This window comes from Sphingobacterium athyrii, from assembly GCF_003071065.1.
Classification (GTDB): domain Bacteria; phylum Bacteroidota; class Bacteroidia; order Sphingobacteriales; family Sphingobacteriaceae; genus Sphingobacterium; species Sphingobacterium athyrii.
The window spans coordinates 1,282,986-1,307,552 of sequence record NZ_QCXX01000001.1 but is presented as its reverse complement, the minus strand read 5'-3'; the positions used below and the strand labels follow the sequence as shown (position 1 = coordinate 1,307,552).

Here is a 24,567-nt window from a genome sequence, read left to right as displayed (position 1 = left end):
ATTTAGTAATAAAATGAAAATTAAACTAAATTATAAGTTTTACGTTCTCCTTGTTTTATTTCTGCTTTCAGTTCAGTTCTTGCCTGCCCAAGTTACTCGTTCCGATTACGATTCTTTTATGAAAGAGTTTCAAGGGCTTTTCAATGAAAAAAAATCGGGTGAGATCTATGGGCGATCATCTGCCATCTATCAGGCTAAAATTTCAAAAGAAAAGTTTTCACTGGGTATGAAGAAATTTGTGGCAAATGTGGGCGCAATGGAGCAGTTTTCTTTTGTTGATTCGACTGCCAGCGGATACAATTATACCATTAAATTTGAAAACTCTGACCAATTATTTTCTGTTCTGCTCGATCATGAAAAGCGGGTCCTAAGGATGAATTTCAAAGAAATTCCATTTGTCATACAAGATAAGAATTTCGTGGTCGGGAGCAATAATCCATTAAAAGACTCCGTAGATTTACTGGTTGAAAAATTCGTCAGGCCGTATATCCAAAAGGGCGCTACCGCAGGTGTTATGTTAGCGGTAATTAATGGAAAGCAGCAAAGAAAATATAGTTATGGGACTATCGCTAAGACAAGCAATCAACTCCCGCACGCTTCTAAAAGTATTTTTGAGATCGGTTCGGTTACAAAAATTTTCACCTCACTTTTATTGGCAAAAGAAGTAGTTGGCGGCAATATGCAATTGGACGATCCGATCAGTAAATATCTGCCCGATTCTATTCCTCGTTTAGTATGGCGTGGTCATCCGATTTCACTGGTGCAACTGTCCAATCATACCGCGGGATTCCCTCGGCTCCCGGAGAATATTTTTACGACCAATGTTATTCTGGCTGATCCATATAGTCATTACACGGTAGATTCGCTCTTCCATTTTTTGAAAAAATATAAAGTTTTGTCTCAAACCGGAATCAAGTTTTCTTACTCAAATTTAGGCGCAGGTATATTAGGTGTAGCATTAGAACGCCATAATAATAAAAGTTTTGAACAATTGGTCATTGACAATATTTGTATGCCCCTGGGAATGAAAAATACATCATTAAAAGATGCCGGTGCCATACAAGGATACAATGAAAAAGGAAGACCAACCTCGTATTGGCACTTGGGATCTTTGGCGGGGTCTGGGGCCATAAGATCGACATTGGATGACATGATTACTTTTATGGAGGCACAGTTAGGTTCCGAGAATAAACTGACAAAAGCCATTCATTTGACCCATCAGATAACTTTTGTGGATAATGATCAAAGTATGGCGTTGGGTTGGCGTATTAAAAAAGCTGGAAACAGAAAGATATTTCATCATTCTGGAGGTACAGGCGGATTTAGGTCTTTTGTTGCATTTGATGATAAATCCCAAAAAGCAATTGTTATTCTGTCCAATGCTGCCTTAGATGTCTCGACTATCGGATTTTCGATATTTGAACATTGCTTATAGCACAACTAAGCCCAATGTACCAGCACATAAGCTTCTTTTCCAGTTTATAGCGCTGGAACATGGACTTTGTCGTTACCTTGTTTTTAGAAATCAGCAATAATGATCTTTTTCATTCCCATCATTTTTTTGAATGCACCGGGTCTTTTGTTGAGTTCCGCCCAGTTTTCAGGAGAAACCTGCCAGCTTAATCCGTATCTGTCTTTCAGCCAGCCACAGACGCTCTCTTGTCCTCCACCCGATGTAAGTGCTTCCCAATAGTAGTCTATTTCAGTCTGGTCTTTGCAGGGGATCATCAGCGAAATAGCTTCGTTAAATTTGAATATCGGTCCGGCATTGATCCCGATGAAACGCATTCCCAGAATTTCAAACTCAACGGTAAGTACTTTCCCCGCGAAATCCTTCTGGAAATCAGCCAGTCCTTCGGTTTCTGAATTCGGGTAATAAGTAATATTGATGATCTTACCATCTTTGAAAACCGACAGATAATATTCTGCGGCTTCCTGTGCGTTGCTGTCAAACCATAGGTTTGGAATTATCTTTTGCATAGCTTTTATATTTTGGTTATTTTTTTATTTTCTTAGGACCTGAAAAATCGACTATCCCCAGCTGTTTAAATTTATGTCAGGTATCTTCCGGCGATTTTTTAAAATCGGTAAACAAACAATTGAGGTTCTTCTATTCATCCTATCTATATTTTGATCATTTACAGTCTTACAAATTTAAACGATTTGTTTTTCGGTCAACTTGGCATAGGAAAAGAAATTAAACAAGCTTTTCAAAAACCGCAAGAGGGGTATGAAGGTTTTGCCCTCAAACTGGCGTTTGATACACCCGACAACAGTTTGGAGCACATTTGGGTAGGAAATCTCAGCTATCTAAATGGTCAATTTACGGGTGTTGTCCATAACAGCCCCGTCTCTACAAAAGAGGTAGCTATCGGTGACACCGTAGTCGTTGATAAACAAAAAATATCAGATTGGATGTATCTGGATAAAGAAGTATTACGCGGCGGATATACGATCCGCGCCATGCGTGACCAGCTGTCAGAAACGGAAAAAGAAGAATTCAACAGATCGATCGATTTTACGATAGAAGATTAGCTATTGTTCCAGCCAGTGAATACCTCAAATGCAGACCGAACAATGCCCTATTGTTGTTTTGCGTATAAAATAACTATGCGCTATAAATATTTCAATTACTAATTAAGTTGGTCGAGAGTATGAACCTTCCGTATTGTTCATCTGCTGACTTCACAAGGCCAAATTAGGACAATATAGCGCTGAGTGTTAGGTAGAAACAGCGCTAGTGATATGGCAGAAAGTGGGGCGGAGTTGACTTATAGCAATTTTGATGCGATTGATCCTAAGAGTTTAAATTTATATAATAGCTCAACTAGAAGTTGATACAAATTTTGTTTCTATTGTCTTTTTAATGTCATTTTATTGGTTGTTTTTTGTGATTAATGCAGTTTAAATGCATTAAACGAGTCTGTAGTGCTTCCACTACAGAGATTGATTTTTTTTTTATCAAATTTTGTTTCACCATGAAAAACTAATATAAACACACTATGTGGGACAAAAAAAAGAGAATCCTTGTTGTCGAAGATAATGAGATTCTGTTGGGCACCATGCAATTTGTTCTTTTACGTGAGGGGTATGATCTACTCCTAGCCAAATCAGGCAAGGAAGCTCTTACTCTGGTCTCGGACGAATCAATTGATCTGGTCATTACTGATCTGGCACTACCCTTTGCCAATGGTTTTGAAATTATAGACCGGATCAGAAAGAGCAATACAAATAATCAGGTACCGGTTATAATTATTTCGGGCTATCACGACGACAACAGTATTGTTGAGGGTTTTGAAGTGGGGGCAAACGATTATATGAAAAAGCCTATATCGCCTACCGAGCTGATTTCACGTGTACGTTTGAGAATTGGCCATGCTTAGCACATTGGTACATATCATCCGTGATATTCGCGCCTTTTTTGAAGGTGACGGCTGGGCGGTACTTGTTACCGTAGCCCTGCTTTTGAGCGTGTTGTTTTGGACTATTTGTCTAATTGGAATCGCCTTCTTTTATTACCGTGATTATCGATATCGGAATGTCTATTCCCGGATCTATCCGGCATTAAGGGATTTTATCTATGAGCAGATTTTGGTGAACAACAAGGCCAGTCATTTCCCAGTGGATAAATTGGGACTGGACTTGCATAATAAGCTCGTAGGTAATGTGGTCCGGCATATTATACACGAGTTTATCTTCACCGTCGGCGGAGAGAAAGGGCAGAGTCTGCGGCGTCTTTTCAATGAGTTGGGCTTTGATAAAGAAGCGCAATATGAAATCAGACATTCGGCCGCAAACATGGTGACAACAGTGGGATCTCTGGCCAATTTGGCCTTGATGAAGGTACCCATTCAGGAAAAGATCCTGGATCAGCTGCTCAAAAGCCCTCAGGTTGAAATCCGTGTCGCAGCATCTAAATACCTCCTGCAAGTAGAAGGCGAACAGGCCTTTGACAGGGTATTTGAAGGACTAATTGGGATCAGTCAGCTTCAGGCGCTCGATATCTTTCAGACGGTTGTTCAGGGAGACTATTACGGTAACTATATGTTTTCGCAATGGTTGAATGTGTCAAAGTCCTTTGCCGTTAACAGCTTGTTCATGGACCTGATGGTCTACTATCAGGAGTTAAACGAAGCTGGGCTCTGGGCATTAATTACTGCCAATAAAGAATCAAAAACTGCTTTAAAAGCCATTAACTCGTTGGGAAAGCTATTGGCTAAGGATAGTGAGGAGCGATTGCAGGATTTATATACAGAGGAAAGCAGCTTGGCAGCCAAGCTGGAAATACTAAAGGCACTCGGCCGTGTCGGACAAGGAAAATCCAATGATTTTCTGAACCGATTGTTTATGGACAGCAATTTGCCATTAAGCCTGCGAAAACATGCTTATCGCTCATTGGTCGCTCAAAGGCCTTACAGTATACCGCTTTTGCGAAAAATAGATGAACAGGTGGATCGCGTAGAAAGTAAACTCATCCGCTATGTTAATCACCCAATGGTCCATTACATTTAAAGAGTTAAAAGGAAGGGGTTTGATATGACACATTTTATTTCTTCAGTAGAGTTTGTTTTTGGATTGTACTGTCTTTTGCTGCTGGTCGTATATGTGATGCTGTTTCGCATGTCATGGCTATCAATTCGTAGGAATCTCCAAAAACACAGTTCTAGACATGTCCAGACGCTGATGGAATCGGAAATTGCGCCAGGGGTAAGTATTGTCGCACCTGCTTATAATGAGTCCGTGACTATCGTTAATAACGTGCGTTCATTGATGACGCTGTTTTATCCGCGATATGAGGTGGTTATCGTTAATGACGGAAGTAAGGATGATACTTTGGCAAAACTGATCAAAGAATTTGATCTGGTAGCGGTCGATTTTCTGGTCGATTATTTGGTTCCCTGTAAGGAAATTAAAGCCATTTATAAATCGCGTGATATTTCCCATAAACACCTGACTGTCGTTGACAAGATAAACGGTGGAAGCAAGGCGGATGCGGTCAATGCAGGGATAAACGTTGCGGCTTTTCCGTACATATTGAATACAGATGTTGACTGCGTGCTTGCCAATGATACACTGGTATATCTGATGGAGGCGGTATTGGACGCTAAAGAACGGGTCATCGCCGTGGGGGCCACTTTACGGATGTCCAATTCAAGCTATGTGGACTCAGGGATGTTGGTCGAAGCAGCCTTACCTAAACCCATCTTGGCGCGATTTCAGGAGATGGAGTATATCCGGTCATACCTTCTCGGTAAAATGGGATGGAATTACCTGAATTGTATCCCCAATGTATCTGGTGGCCTTGGCTTATTTGACAAGGAAATACTTATCATGGCGGGTGGGTATGACCCAAAATCCCTAGGGGAGGATATGGAGATGGTGACCAGGATGTGTATGAAGATGTGCGACAATAACGAAAAATATGAGGTCAAATATATTCCCCAGACATTATGCTGGACTGAGGGGCCGGATAGCCTTAAAATGCTGACCCGACAGCGGATCCGGTGGGCTAGGGGCTTGATGCAGATCATGCGCACCCATCGCAGGGCTTTCTTCAATCCCAGCTATAAAAGGTTCGGGCTGGTCGTATTTCCCTACAATGCCATTTTTGAATTCTTCGCGCCGGTTATGGAAATTCTGGGTATTTTCTTTTATATCTACCTGATCTTGACAAATGGTATCAATTGGCAGATGGCCATCCTGTTACTGATTTTCGTATATGCGTTTTCGGTTTTTTTAACCAGCTTTTCGATCTTGTTGGACAATTATGTCTATAAGTATTACAAGCGCAGGGAGGATATTGTCCGCTTATGCCTTACTGTATTTTTAGAACCTTTTATATATCATCCGATCATTGTATACAGTTCCATAAAAGGATATATACAGGAGCTTTTCGGTAAAAAACATGCCTGGGGAGAAATGAAACGCAAAGGTACCTTAACAGCCTTATCACCGAATGGGACTAAAAAATAGAGCAATGAAAAAATTATTGATATTGATGGTCGTTTTCTTGCAATCCTTGTTAGCGTATACCATTTCCGCACAGGTGATCTGGCAAAATAAAAAATGCGATGTGGATAGTTTGGTGCCGCAGGCAATCAGCTATCTGCATGAGGGAAAGCTTGATCAGTCGGTTATGCTGAGCCGCACCGTGTTGGTAAAATACCCGCAGTACACCGATTTTAACTATATTTTGGGACTGAGTTATCAAAAGATGGGCCGGGGAGATTGGGCTGTTCCGTATTTCGAAAAGGTAATGGCAAATGATGCGAAGTATAAAGACTGCTACTCGCCCCTAGCATTATTGTATGAAGCGAAAGGCGATCTAGACAAAGCCGATAAAGTTTGGCAGCTGGCACGCACGCGATTTCCTGATGATATGGAGCTGGCAGCTGCTTACCGGGAATATGAAGCTAGGAGCATGCGAAATGCTGTCAACAATAACATCGACAATTGGTACAAAGAAGGCCTAAAATGTATTTCACGTGGAGAGCTGCAAAAAGCCATATCAATTTCGGACAGTATGCAGCGGGCAGATGCTGGCGATAACCGGTATTTATACCTCCGCTCCAGTGCTTATATGTCCGTTAACGACTATAATAAAGCCAAAAGTGGCTATGAGATGCTTTGGGATAAAGGGGATAGTACCGTGTTTATACAAGAACAGTTAGCGAATATCGCTGTTGCAAATAAAGATTATCAGACCGCTCTGACCTATATGCAACGACTGTCGCGGCAATCACCACAAGTGGAACGTTATCGTCAACAGGCAAAAGTCTACCGGGAAAATTTACCCTATAGCTTCTATGTCGGCTTAAATCATACCCAAAGCGCACAAGATAGGCCCAACGGACACTTCTTTATTTCTGGAGTGGAATATGGGAAGAAAGTGGGCACAAAGGGTATGTTCATTGGTCAGTTTAACTATGGAAACAGAAGAGGAGAAAAAGGGTATCAGGTGGGATTGGATGCTTGGTTGAATTATAGCGCAAAAATATATGCCTATCATCATTTGTCTTGGGCCGATGGAACAGTATTTCCGACATGGCGGGCGGCATATAGTCTTTATCGGGAGGCCGGCCCCTGGCTCTTTGATGTAGGCGGGCGTTACGTGCGATCGGCAGACCATAACGGAAACTATGGCATGGTGGCCTCGGTAGGCCGGTATCTTGGGCCGACCTTTGTCTATCTCCGGGGATTTTTGTTGCATGATGAACAGCGTTGGAATCAGGCCTACTCGCTGGCAGTAAGGCACTATTACAATAGTGAAAAGCCTAATTCTTATGTCACCGTCATTGCTAATATCGGAACATCTCCGGATGATCCTTCTCGGTACCAATTTTTAAACGACAGGTTTGGTTTTTTGTCACGATCAGTCAACGCCGGATGGCAACATCGTATCGAAAGCTGGGGATTTACGCTTATGGGTGGATGGAGTTATTATAAGGTGGCTGAAAACAGATTTATCAATCAGTATGATCTGAATCTTTCATTAAGGAAATATTTTTAATATGTGGAAGTATATGTTAGCGCTGTTTTTTTTCACAACAATCGCTCAGGCTAAAGAACGGATTACATTGGTGAATGAAGGTGTGGCCAATTATGTTATCCGTACTGACCAAAACAACTCGGCCCTGCTGAAAGCAGCAGCGGTAATCAACGAATTTACCTTATTGAGCACGGGGACGGGCTTTGAATTGCAGGCCCGGGAACAGGATCGGCCGGCAATTATACTGGAGCAGGTGCAGCTAAGCAAAAGCTACCCGGAAGACAGCTATTCGATACAGTTTAAAGGGGCTAATATGTATATTAAAGGTAGTGGAAAAGGGGTTCTTTATGGCGCTTACCGTTACGTGAGAGATATTATCGGTGCAAGGAAATGGTATACCGGTAGGGAGAATACCTTCGTTCCCGAGTTGTCTTCGCTGGTGGTGGATGCCGATTTTCACGTTTTCGCGAAACCTAACTTCCAGTTTCGCGAAGTTTATTTCCCGATCGAATTGGATCAGGAATATTTGGACTGGTATGGACTGCATAATTTAGAAGAAAAATGGGGCGACTGGGGACACACCTTCAACAAGATATTACCGCCATCCGTGTATTTTAAAGAACATCCCGAATACTACTCGCTGTATCATGGGAAAAGACAAGCTACCCAGCTCTGCCTTTCCAACGAAGCTGTTTTTGAACATACCGTTGCATATTTCAGGCAAAGAATGCTTGAAAATCCGCAAGCTAAATACTGGTCGATAGCGCAAAATGATGACATTGGTAGCTGCACCTGTGATCGCTGTCAAGCGATTGATAAACGCGAAGGCGGAGCCCAGGGGTCATTGATCTATTTTGTGAATAAAGTAGCCGCTAAATTTCCGGATAATCAATTTACAACGCTCGCATACTTACAGACAGCGAATGCCCCCGCCCATCTACGCGTGGCGAATAATGTTTCGGTGATATTAAGCAATATTGATGCTTTTCGTAAAGGTGATATTGGCAACGAACCTTCTGCAGCGACATTCCGCAGGCAGCTGCGTGATTGGAAATCCAAAGCTGCACATGTCTTTGTATGGGATTATTTAACACAGTTTACAAATTATCTGGTTCCTTTTCCTATTCAGGGAACATTGCAAAAAAGTCTGGGTTATTTAAAACAGCAAGGCGTGGAGGGCGTGTTTTTGCAGGGTGGGGGTGCTAGCTATAGTGATATGGCTGAACTAAATGCTTATATTCTGTCCCACTTGTTGTGGGACAATACGATCTTTGAAGAACAGCTTACGGATGAATTTGTAAATGCTTATTATGGCAAGGCCGGTCAAGCTGTCAAAGCCTACCTCAATGCTCGGCGAAAGGCTCTGCCTGCTGCCTCATCAGCGCTATCGATCTATGGAAATCCCATTGATAATAGGAAGGATTATTTAAGTCCGGAGCAAATGGATCACTATAGTACATTACTGGAAAAGGCTGAAATATGGAGTGAAGGCAACCTGGTATTGGAACAACGTATCAGACGGTTGGGACTAGGTCTGGATTATACCTATTTACAACAGGCACGTTTTTATGGGCCACGTCAACATGGGATATTTAGCAATGAGAATGGAGAGTGGCACGTAAGGCCGAATGTACAGCGCAAGCTGCAACAGTTTGTTGAAGATGCCAAGAAACTCGGCGTAGCTGAACTTGCCGAGGGCGGTGGCTCACCCAACCAATATGCGAAAGAATGGAGCGAGATATTTAGCACAGGAGTACGTGTGAATAAAGCTGCTGAAGCAAAAATGACGATGAAATACCCTTTTGACCCTTCATTCCCTGCCAACGGTATGCAGACCCTGACTGATCGTGTCCCCGGCTATCTGGATTATAGCTATAATTGGCTCTTATGGACTGGAGAACCTATGGAGATTGCCTTTAACTTCGAAAAGAAAAAAAAAGTGGACACTATAGAACTCAATTTCCTTCAGGATGCACGGCATTGGATTTTTATTCCAAAAGAGATCCGTATCACGGCTTCAAAAGATGGTGAAAATTTTAAGGAGTTACTTTCCTCTAAAATTGAAGAAATAGACGAGGACTATACGGTGCAGAAAGTCAAATTTAAAGCTCCAGTAGCGGATGATGTTAAAATAATTCGCGTTTATGCCTTACCATTTCCCTCCTTGCCAGAATGGCGCTATCATCCCACACGAAAGGTCTCTATCGCCTGTGATGAAATCTGGGTGGAGTAACATAAGAATGAAGATGGTTCAGACGTCCACTCTTATTCGATTTTAAAGATAGCAACGCCAGGTATAACATTTTGTTTCAGTAAGATTAAGGTCGATTTGAAAAAACTGTGGTATAATTTTCAGGTATGTACACCATCTTTATTAACTTTTCTATTTTTGGGGAAACTTAGACACCCGTGAAAAGATTTTTTATTCTATTCTACCTTTTATTTACGCTAACAGTAGTGCATGCGCAAAAATCCTTGCTTTTTGGAAGTATAAAGGATTCTATCTCAAGTTTGCCAATCTCTTTTGCTACTATCGCTGTCCTCGATATGGATGGTCATGTTGTCGATGGTGCGGTTGCGGATTCGATAGGTGGTTTCCGATTTTTCGATCTGAAAAGAGGACAATATGCTATTGTGGTTAAATTTATCGGTTACCGCCAGAAAAAACTAGTAGTGGACTTCGATGGTAGAAGCCAGACCAATCTAGCTGAAATCGCGCTTGTCAGTACGGATCAGCGGTTGACCGAAGTAAAGATTACTGGAGAGCTTGCCGCGCAGAAGCACTCCGCTGATAGGCAGCGCTATCAGGCTAGTCAGTATGGAAATGCTGTTGGCGGTACAGCTTTGGATATCGTGAAAAATCTACCTTCGGCTGCTGTGGATGGGAATGGCAATATAAGCATGCGCGGGAATACGGGCATTATTGTACTTATCAATGGTAAACCTTCCTTGCTAGATCCTGCGACAATATTAAGCCAGATCGCAGCTAATGATGTAACCGATGTAGAGTATATTACCAGCCCTTCAGCTCAATTTGATCCTGATGGCAAAGGAGGGATTATCAATCTCAGGACGAAAAAAGCTTCATCGGATGGATTTGCTTGGATAGTTAATCTCCAAGGTGGATTGCCGAGTATAGATAATCATGGGAACAAGAGGAGACAAAAACGATTTGGTGGAGATATCTCCTTTCAGCTAAAAAAAAATAAGCTCGAATTGAGCGGCTCGGCCAATTATCTGCGCAACGACAATGCTGGTTTCAGAGAAGGTAGCGTTTATACCATTATTGGCGACCGGCAGACGTTCTTTCCATCTAAAGGCGAACGGAGTTTTGACAAGTATAATTTTGGTCTCAGATTGAATGGTTCATATGAACTATCAAAGAAACAGCAAATTAACTTAGGTATGTTGGCATCCCGGAAATTTCAGGACCGACTGGCCGATATCGATTATACAAATCGAACAGTTCGTCCATCAACAGGTGAAGAACTTTCAAAAATAAATTATTTCAACTCCAATCTGCAGAATAAACAGGGAGAATTTTATCTTATCGATTTCAATTATAAGTACAAGTTTAGTGATACCCATTTATTGCAGGCAGGTGCTATTTATGAATACGCCAATATATATGGATCGACCAAGAACGCGAATATCGAACATCGGATTGATACTGTCCAATGGACAAATAACAATTATACCAATCCTTTACACGGGCTACGGATTTCAGTCCAACATCAATGGAAATTGTCGCATGGGGAGCTATTGAGTGGTTATCAACTAAGAAATGATCGGCAGAAAGGTAACTTTGAATATTTTGCCACGGAAAAGCCAGGTGAGGCAATTAAACTTATACCCGAATTTACAGGAAAGTTAAATGCAAATAATACGGTGCATGCTATTTTTAGCCAATATGATCATAAACTTGAAAGAACGCAGTTGTCACTTGGACTTCGTTATGAATATTATCAACGTGATGTACTATTAGTCAATACCGGGATGGAATATCCATATTCCGTCCATCAATTGTATCCTACGTTCAATTTAATGCATAACCTCAGCGAGGATTGGTCCTGGAAATTTGCTGCTGCCCGTCGAGTTCAACGAAACAATAATTTTGAGCTAAATCCCATACCCGAACGTGAACACTCGGAGACATTGGAACAAGGAGATCCCAACTTGCTTCCAGAATTTACAACTAATGTCGAGACTGGTATTGTGAAGAAGTTAAAAACAGGAAGTATATTCTTAAACACCTACTACCAACACACGAAAAATCCGATCCAACGGGTCAATTCGGTGTATGCAGATACAATACTCAATCGGGTGTTTACCAATGCTGACTATGCTACCCGTTTGGGGGCAGAACTGGGAGGGGAGGGAAAGCTTCTCCCTTGGTTAAGAGTCAACGGTGGACTTAACCTGTATCGTTATAAGATATCTGGACGGGTGCTTACTTATCAGGAGACAAACAGTAATAGTGACTGGGTGTATTCCCTGAACGCTGGGGTTCAGGCAGATCTGGCCAATAATTGGAGTACAGGTTTGCAGGTAAACTATCTCTCAGAAAGGCCTACGGTACAGGGAAAGGATTCCAGGTTTGTCGCCCCCCACTTTAATCTGAGCAAGGCTTTTTTGAAAGGAGCAATTAAAGCACAGTTTCAATGGCAGTTCATTGAACTTGGTAAATGGGGAGTCAATGAGCAGCGTATTACGACATCCTCAAATGACTTTTTCACCACCACTAATTATATTTATGAAAAGAATATATTGATGCTTAACCTCAATTTTAATTTTTATAAGCTGAATCAGCTTTTGAAACTGCCTAAGAGTGAGTTTGGCGAAAAAGAATTTTAGTTATGTTGTCTCTTGAATTCGGAAGGGGTGAAGTTCGTATATCGCTTAAAGTATTTTGAAAAGTTTGATTTATCGGAGAAACCCAAGACAAAAGCAATTTCGGCGATTGAGTTGTTGGTATAGAAAATAAGCCTTTTCGCCTCTTTGATAATATAAGTTGCCAATACCTGAGAGGCCGTGTAATTGGCATTTCTCTTGCAAGCTGCACTCAGATTTTGAGGACTTGTATGGAGCAGGCCTGCATAGTAAGCGACATTGTTTATGATTTTCGAATCAGTATTTAACAGCTCAATAAATTTTACATACAGGTCGTTGGAGACCGATGTGGATTGCTCCGTCTTGCCAATATTTTCAAGAGTTTTAGCTAAAAGTGATTTAAACAATCCCTCCTGACATATTTTGTTTTCTTCCTGTGATAGCAATTGCAGAAGGGTCGGAATGACTTTATTTTCTTTTAGGTAAAGAATGTCAAATTGACTGATCTCATCGACTAACCTTGCGATTTCAAGATCTAAGCTCTGTTCTACGAAAGATTTTTTTAGTAAGAGCACATAGCCCTCGATTGGAACCTCCAATTCCCAGCAATGTACGGATTCCTTGCGAATAATCAATATACATGGCGTCTTAACTAGGCTTTTGCAGTTGTCAATAAGCTGTTTTCCAGATGTTTTTGATAAAAACACCAATTCAAGGTATCCATTGTGCCTATGTGGTTTGGTTATGGCTTTTGAATTGTCAAATGCAACAACCTTTAATAATTTCTGGGGTTCGAGTTTATCTTTTACGATAATTGTTTTGCTAGTCATGTAAGTCATTTGAAAGGTAAAAATAAAATAAATCCTCGTGTTTTGTGGTATTGAAGGAAATTGTCCTAGATCAGGCCTTAAGCATCACTGTAGCCAGCTAGGACTTCCTTACTGTTATTTTTAATTTCATAAGTTATTCTTTGCATCTTGAACCCAACCCTTTAGACTTAATAATGTCTGGAGAGGAATTTAAAAAAAATGATTTGAGAATAGAAAATGAAGTTATTTTATCAATAAAAACAACAATGATAAATCTAAATTCCGTTCATTTGTTAATGAAAGCTTATACATGATATCATTTACCCTATAGTTTTGTGCTGTGACTAAAATAAAGAGAATAACTCCAACAGATTTCAGGGGGCAGTTTATGTCAGAGATGTCAACTGACTTTGCAATTTTAAGAACACCTGTTCAGATACATGATATCGGAAAAACATCTGGTTTCATTAAAGTCCCCACGCCGTTACATAGACCCGAGTTCAACTTCATTGTTCATATTACAAGGGGAAGCGCAAAACAACAGGTAGATGCTAATTTGGTGTCAATAAAAGAGAATGAAATCTTATTTGTCAGGCAAGGAAACGTAACTTCATTAAAGGAGGTCAGCCCAGATGCTGCGGGATACATGATTTTATTTGAAGATCAGACACTCAGTCAATTGTTGTCAAAACAGGAGCTCATTAAACTCTTTTCTGCGAATACAATTATTCATCTGTCAGAGGAGAGTAGCGTATGGTTAACATCTCTGTTTGAACTATTGAGCATTGAGATATATTACCCAAATCCGAATCTTGGTGTTTGCTATTCTCTTTTGCAGGCAGGACTACAGAAAATTCTTACCTCAAGTAAAGAACTGAATAAAAGTATAAATCGGGGTGCAGAGATTACTTTTAACTTCAAAGAGTTGGTTTACAGATATTATCTGAAACATAAGTCAGTCTTATTTTATGCCGGCGAGCTGTCTGTTTCTGAAAACTATCTCCATAGATGTGTCAAGGAAACCATCGGTGAAAGTCCAAAGGAATGGATCAATAAAGTTAGTGTCCTGCAGAGCCAGCTGCTTTTGCAGGACCTGACCAAGAGTATTTCTGAAATTGCTTTTGAGCTCAATTATGGCGATCCTAGCTATTTCGGGCGTCTATTTAAAAAGATAACCGGAGTAACCCCATCCGAATATAGAATTGCCTTTATGCAAGATTTGTCCGAGTAAAAAGTGGTTTAGTTTTAAAGCAATGCATGTTTTCAGTCCACCTTTGTATTATTAAATTCAAAGAAAATGAAAACACTAATCGCTATTAGAAACCTTGGCATCAGGACTGACCTCCAATTTACTTCCTATTGTAAAAACCGGATGACACCCAGATGGTCATATCTTGGTATTTTTATTTTAACGCTCCTCTTTTCAAATAAAAGCAATAGTCAGATCATTCAGGATGTTGGCGGTATTGCCACCACTGTCCATGGTAAAGCTAACTTTAAAGATCTGCCTTCAGAAAGTTCCCTTTCAGGAAATAAATTTCAACTGAAGACCTATGATGCCTGGCTGCCTATTCCTCCTTTAAAAATTGGCAGAACAAGCGTTTTTAGTAATCTGAATTATCGTTTAATGGATTTCAATTATGGCAACGAGACGATAGAAGATCCAAACCGGATTGAAAGAATTCATGAGATAAAATCAGTAATTATTATCCGACACCCCATTTCAGGCAAATGGTCTATTTTGGGAATAGCAATGCCAACCCTTGCTACGGATTTTAAAAAATCGCTCTCCTTAGATGACCTGATCCTGGACGGAATACTTGGTGTATCGAAAAAATTTGGGGCTGAATCGAATCTCGAAATTGGATTTGGTGTTCATGCTTTACATTCCTTTGGCGAGACTTTAATTACTCCAGGAATATCAATTGATTATCGGAGTCCAAATAACAAATGGTTAGCCCAGTTTTATTGGCCCAGATTAAATGTGCTTTATAGTGTGAGTGCAAACACACAGGTTGGTTTAGCGGGGTCAATAGATTGGACTCGATTTAATTTGAAAAATTATCGTGGTTACAGTGGTAAGGAAGTCGATTATGCGCAGTTCTCCACTATACATGGTGGCCTACAGGTACATCAACGTCTGATAGGAGGAATCTGGCTTCAGGTACAAGGCGGCATGGGACTTTTGAATCGTTATGAACTGTTCGACAGCAAACAAAAGACAGTCAATGATTTCTCTATTTCCAACATGGCATATGGAAAAGCTGCACTGAGCTACCGTATTGGCAGGAGATAAATGATTAAACCAAAGAACCTTCAGGCGATTTAGTACAAATTCCTTTGCAACGTAGAGGGAATGTTGAAGACATTGTTTCTGTTGTCGTAGCTATTTTAGATTCCAAGTGGACCACAGGCACTATTATACCAGTGGATGGTGGAATCTCTATTTCTTAGACACAATTAAAAGACGCAGAATCACGATATATAGTGATCATTCGGGTGATATCACTTTATTTCAGGAACTGTTAAATAGTTGTAGTTTTTTAAAAATCTGATTATTAAAGAGTTGTTTCTTTTGGCCTCACTGTTGTCTCAGTCGCCATAAAGAATTGATAAACTTTAAATTTAAAAATATGAAGATTTTAGTTATTGGAGGCACAGGATTGATCGGAACAAAAACTGTAGCTAAGTTGAGAGCACTCGGGCATGAAGTTATTGCAGCATCCCCTAATACTGGTATAAATACGATTACGGGCGAAGGCTTAGCAGAAGCTGTGAACGGAGCCGAAGTGGTGATTGATCTTGCTAATTCACCATCATTTGCGGACAAGGATGTGATGGAATTTTTTGAGACTTCTGGGAAAAATTTGTTGGCAGCCGAAATTAATGCTGGAGTTAAACACCATATTGCATTGTCTGTTGTTGGTACGAGCCGCCTTCAGGCAAGTGGATATTTTAGGGCAAAACAAGTACAAGAGGATTTTATTGTCAAATCAGGCATTCCCTACACGATCATTCATTCCACGCAATTTTTAGAATTTTTAGGCGGCATCGTTGCTTCTGCACAGGATGGAGATGTGATCAATCTGTCGACCGCTAAAATACAACCGATCGCAGCTGAGGATGTTTCTTCTTTTGTTACCGAATTCGCACTTGGCCAGCCTATGAATGGAATCGTGGAAATTGGTGGCCCCGAACAATTTGAACTTGCAGGCCTGGTGCAACAATATTTGATCAAAACAGAAAATTCCAAAAAAGTTGTTGGAAGTAAGGATGCCTTATATTTTGGTACGCCCTTGGAAGAATTAACTTTAGTGCCTTCCGCGGATGCAAAATTGGGTAAGCTAACCTTTGAAGAATGGTTTCGCCTTAGTGCTCAAAAATAAATATATTCCGATCCAAGGGCAGATAATGCCCTTGGATTTCGAAGCCTATCTATCCCTTCTTAAAAAGATTATAACTATGAAGAGTTTTTATAACACCTTTACGAGCTCTTTGGGCCGAAAATTTACAATGGCATTGAGCGGACTGTTCCTTATTAGTTTTTTGTTGGTGCATATGTCGGTCAATGCACTCATATTCTATAATGATGGCGGAGCGACGTTTACAATTGGCGCACATTTTATGGCCACAAATCCCGTGATCAGGACCTTGGAAATCGTTCTTATTGTTGGATTTGTTCTCCATATCGTGCAAGGGCTTCTATTATGGAAAAAAAATAGAGATGCGCGCCCCATCAAATATGCTTATCCATTGGCTACGCCTAAAATAAAATGGTATAGCAAGAGTATGACCTTGCTGGGGACACTTTTGCTTTTGTTTTTAGTGATACACACCTCCAACTTTTGGATACCAAATCGTATTCACCAGTTTCGTTATGATGAGGAGCTGCCACTTTATGATTTGATGCTGGAGAAGTTTAGCAACCCGCTGGAAGTGTTGGTTTATTTATTTGGTTGTGTCTCTTTATTTTGGCATCTCTTGCATGGTTTTACCAGTGCTTTTACTTCGCTCGGTATATCGCATCGTCGGTACAATGGTTTTATAAAATGGATGGGAACAAGCTTTTCAGTAATTGTGCCCCTTGTATTATTCTTGATGCCACTGTCGATTTATTTTAAGTGGATAAATTGATTACTCAGAATTGCGTATATTCGAATTATAGCCAACTACATAAACGCATGAGTAAAAATGTAAGGGTACCGCCGTACCGCACTTCTGTATATCATGAAAGCAAATAAAACAACCAGTCCTAAAAACGAGGTGTCCAAGCCGAGTATCGCATATTACCAGAAAGAGCGCGAGATACTATTAGCATTGGGCAATGATCTAACAAAAGTTCGAGACAAAAATGATCTCATTCGGCTTTTTAAGGAAGGCATAAAAGGCTTATACTTTATTACCCATACCATTGTTACGACCATCGATTACAAAGACGATACCTACAGTCCCTTTCTACTTGACAATGACGGGTCCCCGATCAGGGATCATCCACGTTATGCAGAAATGATAAAAGCCCGTTTTCCCCTTAATGAACCATTTATTCAGGCTGTATTGAATTCAACCGAGCCAGTTTCATTTGTGTTATCGGATATTATGGACGATCCGGGAAGCCCAAAATTTCTGCGCGTCAATTATGAAAAAGGTGTACGGGAAATTTTAATGGCCAAATTGATGCGTGAGGGACGTGCTATTGGCTTCCTTCATATTTATACCGATAAAATAAATGGCTTTAGCCAGAATTTCAGAGATGTCATCGTTGGTATTATTCCCCAAATATCGAGTGCAGTTTCCAATATCATAAAAAACGAAGAGCTACTTAAAAGGGAAAAGGAGAAGACTTTTCTGCTCGAATTCAGCAGCCGAATGGCCTCCGTTCGGACGAAGCAAGAGTTAACGGAGACTGTTCGCGATGTATTGAAGCAACTTAGTCCGACGGGAAGTTTTGTCATTCGACGAATCTGTGGTGATACGAAATCTTTTACGGAACCCTATATTTATGATTTCGGAACGCATCCCGTACCGAAAAACAAAGTGGATTGGTTCCAACAATTGCCCCTCAATGATGGTTTACAGAATCGTATTTTAACAAGTGCGATTCCTTTGTTATTTGATGTAGACCGGGAGGTGCAGCGTGGTATTTCCTCAGGTTATCTCCATTATTGGAAGTCATTGGGGATAGCGAAATTTACAGGGATACGCTTGCGGAATGGTGAGACCAATTTAGGACTGTTGTTATTGGAGACAGCCGAAATCAATATCCCCTTACTCCAGAGCATTTGTGCGCAGATCTCAACAGCGATTTCCAATACGCTAGCTAATGAACAGCTGGTTAAAAAGCAGCAAGAGCAATCTTTTTTATTAGATTTCAGCAATGATATTACCCAGCTGAGGACAAAGCAAGACCTCCAGTCAGCGATCAGTAGGGTTCTGGATAAAACCCTGTCCACAAGATTATCCATGATCCGTGTGATCGAAGCCGATGGCATCCACTTATCTCCTTTTATGTATGATGCCGCACTGTTTGCGGGTGCAAAATCCGATTTTGATAAATTAGCGAACAATCTTATTACAGTCAACGAGCTATATACTGCCCAAGTATTGGCCAGCAAGGAGGGACTTGTGTTCAATGTTGAGGAGGAAATAAAAAAAGGAAACGATTATGCCCGGTTATGGAAGACCACAGGGCGAAGGAATATGTATGGTCTGCCTTTGCGGATCGGTGACAAAAATATCGGTACGATATGGTTGCTGGCGGACCAGCTCAATAAGATGCTTATCAAAGGCATTTGTTCACAGATTTCAATTGCCATTGACAATATCCGTGCTAATGAGCAGCTATTGGCCTATAAAAAGAATCTGGAAATAGAGAATGATTACTTAAAAGAGCAGATCAAAACTATTTACAATTTTTCTGAAATCATCGGCAGTGGAGAGGCTATGCAACACGTATATCACCTGATGTCGCTCGTTGCGGGTACAGCTACTACCATCTTGATTACAGGTGAAACCGGGACTGGAAAAGAGCTGGTCGCCCGGGGTATCCATATATCCTCGGATCGAAAAGATAAAGTCATGGTCAAGGTAAATTGTGCAGCTCTGCCTGCCCATCTGATCGAAAGCGAATTATTTGGACACGAAAAAGGCGCATTTACAGGCGCCGTAGAACGTCGTATCGGTAAATTTGAATTGGCGCACCAAAGCACACTTTTTTTGGATGAGATTGGAGAACTTCCGTTAGAAGCGCAATCAAAATTGTTGCGGATTATTCAGGAGCGCGAACTGGAAAGGATCGGTGGGCAGCAGACCATAAAAATTGATGTCCGACTTATTGCAGCGACCAACCGTAATTTGGAAGAAGAGGTAAAGGCAGGACGTTTTCGGGCCGACCTGTATTTCAGGCTCAATGTATTTCCGATCCACCTACCGCCGCTACGAGAGCGGCTGGAAGATCTCCCCCAGCTTACCGACTTTTTTATGCAGAAATATAGTCGCAATACAGGGCGTAAAATGAAGAAAATAGGATCAAAAGTAATTCAGCAATTGCGTAGCTATAGCTGGCCCGGAAATGTACGCGAACTCGAACATTTGATTGAAAGGACAATTCTTTTGACCACAACTGCAGAGATTGACTATGTTTATCTTCCTAAGGTGCATGCTGAATCTGGACAGGAAGAGCTGCAGTATTTAAATTATTCACTCGATGAATTGGAGCGCAATTATATTATCCAGGTTTTAAAGCGTTGTTCCGGGAAGATTTCGGGACCGGGAAGTGCATCAGAAATTCTGCAGATTCCCGGCAACACCCTACATTCAAAAATGAAAAAACTAAATATTCGAAAGAGCGAATATTTTACCTGATTGATTATCATTATTTTTAATAAGACATTGAACGATGTACATTGGAAGAACCTATAAAATAACCGAATTTCTTTTTTGGACGCGACGAAATCTGTTTTTTGTTGCTCTTGATCAGTATTGTTCCAGTCTTGATGTATGAATTATTGGGCCTTCAATGGCTGGTAGTACCCTGGCCAATAGTAGCGTTTTTAGGAACAGCAACAGCCTTTGTCGTCGGATTTAAAAACCAACAGACCTATAACAGGACGTGGGAGGCACGTGACATTTGGGGGCTGAAGATCGGCATGAGCAGGGCTTGGGCAATAATGTGTCGCGATTTTATCAAAGACCGCGATATTGCGCGGGAGATTGCATTTCGCCATTTGGCATGGCTCACATTGCTGCGGTATGAGTTACGCTCCAAGCGGGCTTGGGAAAATATTGATAAGTCTTATAATCGCGAATACGCTAGCTTCTATACGATTCCAGAACGGGAAATAGCCTTATCAACAGTACTACAAAAATATATTCGTCATGAAGAACTTGAAGAAGTGATTTCCTCCAGTAATCCCCTGACACAGCTGATGAGTCTACAAAGCGCCGCACTGGCGAGGTTGTCTGATACCGGTGCGCTTGATAATTCCCGTTTTTTCGAACTACACAAATATTTGCGTGAATTTTCTACCTTACAAGCGAGAAGTGAAAAAATAAAAAATTTTCCTTACCCAAGGCAGTATGCCACTGTTAATCGGATATTTGTTTGGCTTTTTTGTCTTCTGCTGCCTTTTGCTATGTTAAAGGAGTTTAATTCATTCAATGAATTTACAACTGGATGGATGAGGGGCCACATGGTGTGGCTTGTCATCCCTTTCAGCATGATAATATCCTGGGTATATACATCATTAGATCAAGTGGGAGAAAGTACTGAAAATCCTTTTGAGGGCGGCCCAAATGATATCCCTATTTCGCACATATGTTATACTCTTGAAAATGAGATAAGAGATATATGGGGAGATGCGAGACCTGCACAGACCATTGTTAATCCAAATAATATTATTATGTGATAGGAACAGAAGATCTTCATATTCCAAAAATTTAAATTTAGAAACGATTGATTTCATTGATCAAGTTGAATTTGTTAGAAAATCTTGTGAAAACTAACCTCGACAGTTGAATTCATTTATGAATTGTCGCTTTCATTTACAAAGCGCTTATCAGTTTACGCTCAACAAATAATAAACTAGCCTCAGCGAATTGTAACTGTCCTGACAAAATGCTTAAAAAGTACTTATTTTAGTGAAAAGGATGTGTTGGATTACAGCGTAAGTAAAGCCAGTCAATGAAATTTAATGAATAATAGATGATGAATAGACTATTCCCAATATTAGTTTCGGCAATTTTATTTTCAAATTGTCACAACGATTCGAAACCTACGCCTGATAGGATGAGCGTATCGGAACAGCAAGCTGTTTTAGATGCGTTAGGCAGTCACATGCATCATAGCATTACCGATCTTACCGAAGCAAAGCGTATTCCGGCCAATCAGTTTTTATTGGCGAGCTATTATCCATTGACTCAAGCGGAAACTAAGGCCATGGAGCTTGCATCTAAGCAACAAGGTAGCTTTGCAACGGATTTAGCAGATGAAATACATTGCACGCTCACACATGTTGAGCTTAGGAATGAAAAAAACGAAGAAGTGAACTTGATGGATACCGTTCAAAATCCATTATATCTGCAACGTTTTGGTCTTTGGGACTATGATCATAAACTCTGTCAAAATGTAGGTGTAATGATACAGACCAAACAATTTTTTTCTAAATTAAAAGGTTCGGTACAGCTCAAATTACAAATTGATCAAGGGCCTGAAAAGCTTATTGATATCCCAATAGAAATCAGTATAAACGATACCTTAAAGTAGCTACTTTAGGGTAAAAGGAAATTTTCCAATTCCATTAAAACTAATCTCTTTCTGAAAAGAAAATTTAATAATAGCCCGATGAACCGCTACCCGACGGATAAACAGTACTAAATCGCAAGGAATCGTTTTTAAGTTGAGCGCTGTTAATTCAACTATTGAGACCAGCTTGTTTTCTAAACCTCTCGAATTCGAGGGGTTTAAAATTAGGGTTGTATATACTATAAACTTTCTAATACTAATGATTACTTTGTTTCGACAATGTCCTGTAGCAGCCTTTCTCAGTGCTTCGGCACCAGCTGTAAGTAATTGTTCCATTTAGTGACCTTAAAATTACCTATGTAAAACACGTAAATTAGAAGCTGAAAAAAGGGAAATCCCTATTCAATGCATCATTAAATCCAAAGTCTTCTGGCACATTGAAGGATAGGTATTCAGCAAAAGTTCCATTGATAAATTATAAATCCAACGTTAAAACTAATTAAATTTCAAACCTTTGTTGTTTAATTGGAAGTGCTTATTTTAGGATTTCAAAGATGCATTATATGTAGAGTAATAATATTGAAGATGAGAAATGAGAAATTAGTATTAGGTATGCTTGTCTTTGAGGGATTTGAATTGCTAGATGTCTTCGGTCCATTAGAGATGTTCGGGTTTCTTAAAGAGCAGGTGGAGATCTTTCTGATCGGAGAGAGGCTTGGAAAGATTCAAAGTACAGCGGGCCCATCAGTTATCGTCGACAAAACGTTTGAAGACCTATCGGCCTTGGACATTTTAATGATTCCAGGGGGTGCCGGCACGAGAACGGAAGTGACCAATGAGAGCCTTATTCAAAAAATTAGCCGATTGGCCAGAAGCTCAAAGCATGTTGCTACCATTTGTACTGGGGCAGCACTCTTGGCCAAAACAGGGTTATTAGATGACAGGAGAGCAACAACAAATAAGAGAGCATATAATTGGGTCGTGAGCCAGAATGAGAAAGTTAACTGGATACATAAAGCTAGATGGGTGGAGGATGCTAATTTTTTTACGTCCTCGGGAATATCTGCAGGAACTGATATGTCTTTGGCACTTATCGCGAAACTATTTGGCAGGGAACAAGCCTTGGCTATTGCACAGCGAACGGAATATAATTGGGACGATGACTCTACAAATGATCGGTTTGCGGAAATGAACAAGCTATTGGACTAAAAATTATGGAAAAATAGATTGGACATTTGTTATTAATTAACCTTCATGACTGCAAATTGGAGACGCTTAAAACATGTATTGACAGAATGGATATTAACGACTTGATCTCTTGACAATAATTGAATAGTTATGAAAAATCAGAAATAATAATCGCCTAGATTTCTCAGCTTGAAGGCTTCTGTTATTTAACAATTTGATAATACCTGATTATTAACTTTGTTGAGCAGCATAATCAGATCAAGGACGTGAATTATATTATTATTGTAGGGGCAACCCAAGCATTATTGGCACTGGGTATTTTATTAAAAAATAAGAAAAACAATCGGCAGCATGATAATATTCTTTCGTATTTATTAGCTGCCATTTTTTTACACTTGGCTATCACCTTTATATTGAATGTCTTTTGGCCCAATTCAAAGATCCATCAACAGTTCAATACATTTATTGCTTTGGCCTACCCAGGCCTGTTATGGTGTTATATGAGCTATCTTGAACATAGAGGAAAGCCTATTGATATCCTTTTGGCTATGTTTCCATCGATGTGCGCGTTGGTTGGCTATTTTTGGATCGCCGCTTATGTGATTAACCGTTCCGGTGAATTACCGCCATTTATTAAAATGTACAATTCGATATCTGGTTATGCATATACGATATTATATATTCATTACCCTTTGAAGATTCTCGCTGGGATTGAGAAGATACCGACGTTCTGGAAGTTGGAAAAGCGTATGATCAAATTAGCAGCTTGTCTATTCCTATTGATCGGCTTGGCATTTCTTTTCATCACTTCCTGGGCCCAGCTATTTGATATATCTACTTATTTTTCTTTTATCCATTTATGGTTTCGGGTATTTATCTATTCTATTTTGGTGATTATCTGTATATCCATAATTTATGTCAAAGTAAGTTCTTTTCTTTACGTTCACATGTATCAACAAGAAGAACTAAACGAGCCAAATTCTGCCGATAATCTTAAAGACTCGATAGCGATTATGGGTGACACGCCTACTTATCTATCTGCAGCAGAAAATGAAAAGAACACTAGTGTGGACTATGCCGGTATCTTAGAGAACGTAGAAAACTTGATGACCCAACATAAGGTGTTTTTAGATCCCAATCTTACACTCGAGAGCCTGGCGGCAAGGGCCGGGGTATCACGTCATCACCTTTCCGAAACATTGAATCAGTATAAAGAAAAATCTTTTTATCAGTATGTCAACGAGTATCGGATTATGGAAGTGGTTAGCCTGATGGATAAGTATAGAAGTAGGGGAGAGAACATCAATATCCTCTCGTTGGCATTTCAGGCTGGATTCCATTCCAAATCTTCGTTCAATCAATATTTCAAGAAAGTCCAGGGCTGTACTCCATCAGCCTACTTAAAAGAAAAACCATATTATAACCTACTTAATACCTAATATGTATTGCTTTATCAGTCGCAAAAACTTTTTCAATACGTCAGGGAAAAGAGTATTTCAGTGTCATTAAAT

Annotated in this window: 20 protein-coding genes; 17 read left to right on the top strand and 3 right to left on the bottom strand. The window is 40.3% G+C overall.

Going from position 1 to position 24,567, the window contains the following annotated elements; translation table 11 throughout:
- Positions 1-13: 13 nt before the first annotated feature.
- Complete coding sequence (locus DCO56_RS05625; protein WP_108632715.1) at positions 14-1,435, top strand: serine hydrolase; 1,422 nt, start codon at positions 14-16, stop codon at positions 1,433-1,435.
- An 83-nt stretch (positions 1,436-1,518) separates the two neighbouring features.
- Here DCO56_RS05625 and DCO56_RS05620 read toward each other — a convergent pair whose 3' ends face one another.
- The gene (locus tag DCO56_RS05620) at positions 1,519-1,980 is read right to left on the bottom strand and encodes a VOC family protein (protein WP_108632714.1); all 462 of its coding nucleotides are present in this window, start codon (positions 1,978-1,980) and stop codon (positions 1,519-1,521) included.
- Between the two features lie 183 nt (positions 1,981-2,163).
- Between DCO56_RS05620 and DCO56_RS05615 the strand changes: the two genes are divergently transcribed.
- The 7 genes from DCO56_RS05615 (at position 2,164) to DCO56_RS05585 (ending at position 12,343) form a co-directional block, all read left to right on the top strand.
- Positions 2,164-2,535 carry a DUF2314 domain-containing protein gene (locus DCO56_RS05615; protein WP_181390467.1) on the top strand — a complete coding sequence of 124 codons (372 nt, stop codon included), beginning with the start codon at positions 2,164-2,166 and terminating at the stop codon, positions 2,533-2,535.
- Between the two features lie 467 nt (positions 2,536-3,002).
- Positions 3,003-3,383 carry a response regulator gene (locus tag DCO56_RS05610; RefSeq protein WP_108632712.1) on the top strand — a complete coding sequence of 127 codons (381 nt, stop codon included), beginning with the start codon at positions 3,003-3,005 and terminating at the stop codon, positions 3,381-3,383.
- Positions 3,376-4,512 carry a hypothetical protein gene (locus DCO56_RS05605; protein ID WP_108632711.1) on the top strand — a complete coding sequence of 379 codons (1,137 nt, stop codon included), beginning with the start codon at positions 3,376-3,378 and terminating at the stop codon, positions 4,510-4,512. Before DCO56_RS05610 ends, DCO56_RS05605 begins: the two co-directional genes overlap by 8 nt.
- Positions 4,513-4,536: 24 nt before the next feature.
- Positions 4,537-5,973: a glycosyltransferase family 2 protein gene (locus tag DCO56_RS05600; RefSeq protein ID WP_108632710.1), complete on the top strand. Its 1,437-nt coding sequence runs from the start codon at positions 4,537-4,539 to the stop codon at positions 5,971-5,973.
- A gap of 4 nt (positions 5,974-5,977) precedes the next feature.
- Positions 5,978-7,510, top strand: coding sequence for a YaiO family outer membrane beta-barrel protein (locus DCO56_RS05595; protein WP_181390466.1), 1,533 nt, complete (start codon positions 5,978-5,980; stop codon positions 7,508-7,510).
- A gap of 1 nt (position 7,511) precedes the next feature.
- Entirely contained in the window at positions 7,512-9,722 is a 2,211-nt protein-coding gene (locus DCO56_RS05590; protein ID WP_108632708.1) for a DUF4838 domain-containing protein, read from the top strand.
- Positions 9,723-9,898: 176 nt separating this feature from the next.
- Positions 9,899-12,343, top strand: a complete 2,445-nt coding sequence (locus DCO56_RS05585; RefSeq protein WP_108632707.1) for a TonB-dependent receptor — start codon at positions 9,899-9,901, stop codon at positions 12,341-12,343.
- Here DCO56_RS05585 and DCO56_RS05580 read toward each other — a convergent pair.
- Positions 12,340-13,149 (bottom strand): AraC family transcriptional regulator, encoded by an 810-nt coding sequence (locus DCO56_RS05580; RefSeq protein WP_181390464.1) that lies wholly within the window; start codon positions 13,147-13,149, stop codon positions 12,340-12,342. The two genes, DCO56_RS05585 and DCO56_RS05580, sit on opposite strands and share 4 nt — an antisense overlap.
- Positions 13,150-13,516: 367 nt before the next feature.
- On the opposite strand from DCO56_RS05580, the gene DCO56_RS05575 reads away from it, so the two are divergent.
- From DCO56_RS05575 to DCO56_RS05545, 7 genes are all read left to right on the top strand, one after another.
- Complete coding sequence (locus tag DCO56_RS05575) at positions 13,517-14,359, top strand: AraC family transcriptional regulator (RefSeq protein WP_206531882.1); 843 nt, start codon at positions 13,517-13,519, stop codon at positions 14,357-14,359.
- Between the two features lie 66 nt (positions 14,360-14,425).
- A complete protein-coding gene (locus tag DCO56_RS05570; protein WP_108632704.1) occupies positions 14,426-15,424 on the top strand; it encodes a DUF6268 family outer membrane beta-barrel protein in 999 nt (332 codons plus the stop codon).
- A gap of 337 nt (positions 15,425-15,761) precedes the next feature.
- Positions 15,762-16,514, top strand: a complete 753-nt coding sequence (locus DCO56_RS05565; protein WP_108632703.1) for an SDR family oxidoreductase — start codon at positions 15,762-15,764, stop codon at positions 16,512-16,514.
- 76 nt (positions 16,515-16,590) lie between these two features.
- Positions 16,591-17,262 (top strand): succinate dehydrogenase cytochrome b subunit, encoded by a 672-nt coding sequence (locus DCO56_RS05560; protein ID WP_108632959.1) that lies wholly within the window; start codon positions 16,591-16,593, stop codon positions 17,260-17,262.
- 93 nt (positions 17,263-17,355) lie between these two features.
- Positions 17,356-19,989 (top strand): sigma-54-dependent Fis family transcriptional regulator, encoded by a 2,634-nt coding sequence (locus tag DCO56_RS05555; protein WP_108632702.1) that lies wholly within the window; start codon positions 17,356-17,358, stop codon positions 19,987-19,989.
- 98 nt (positions 19,990-20,087) lie between these two features.
- On the top strand, positions 20,088-21,032 hold the full coding sequence (locus DCO56_RS05550) for a bestrophin family protein (RefSeq protein WP_342749289.1): 945 nt from the start codon (positions 20,088-20,090) through the stop codon (positions 21,030-21,032).
- A 296-nt stretch (positions 21,033-21,328) separates the two neighbouring features.
- Positions 21,329-21,889, top strand: coding sequence for a hypothetical protein (locus DCO56_RS05545; RefSeq protein ID WP_146190984.1), 561 nt, complete (start codon positions 21,329-21,331; stop codon positions 21,887-21,889).
- Here DCO56_RS05545 and DCO56_RS29200 read toward each other — a convergent pair whose 3' ends face one another.
- Positions 21,890-22,204 carry a hypothetical protein gene (locus DCO56_RS29200; protein ID WP_181390463.1) on the bottom strand — a complete coding sequence of 105 codons (315 nt, stop codon included), beginning with the start codon at positions 22,202-22,204 and terminating at the stop codon, positions 21,890-21,892.
- Between the two features lie 249 nt (positions 22,205-22,453).
- Here DCO56_RS29200 and DCO56_RS05535 point away from each other — a divergent pair, with 249 nt between their 5' ends.
- Both DCO56_RS05535 and DCO56_RS05530 read left to right on the top strand, forming a co-directional pair.
- Complete coding sequence (locus tag DCO56_RS05535) at positions 22,454-23,077, top strand: DJ-1/PfpI family protein (RefSeq protein ID WP_219929321.1); 624 nt, start codon at positions 22,454-22,456, stop codon at positions 23,075-23,077.
- 245 nt (positions 23,078-23,322) lie between these two features.
- Positions 23,323-24,495 carry a helix-turn-helix domain-containing protein gene (locus DCO56_RS05530; RefSeq protein ID WP_108632700.1) on the top strand — a complete coding sequence of 391 codons (1,173 nt, stop codon included), beginning with the start codon at positions 23,323-23,325 and terminating at the stop codon, positions 24,493-24,495.
- Positions 24,496-24,567 lie beyond the last annotated feature (72 nt).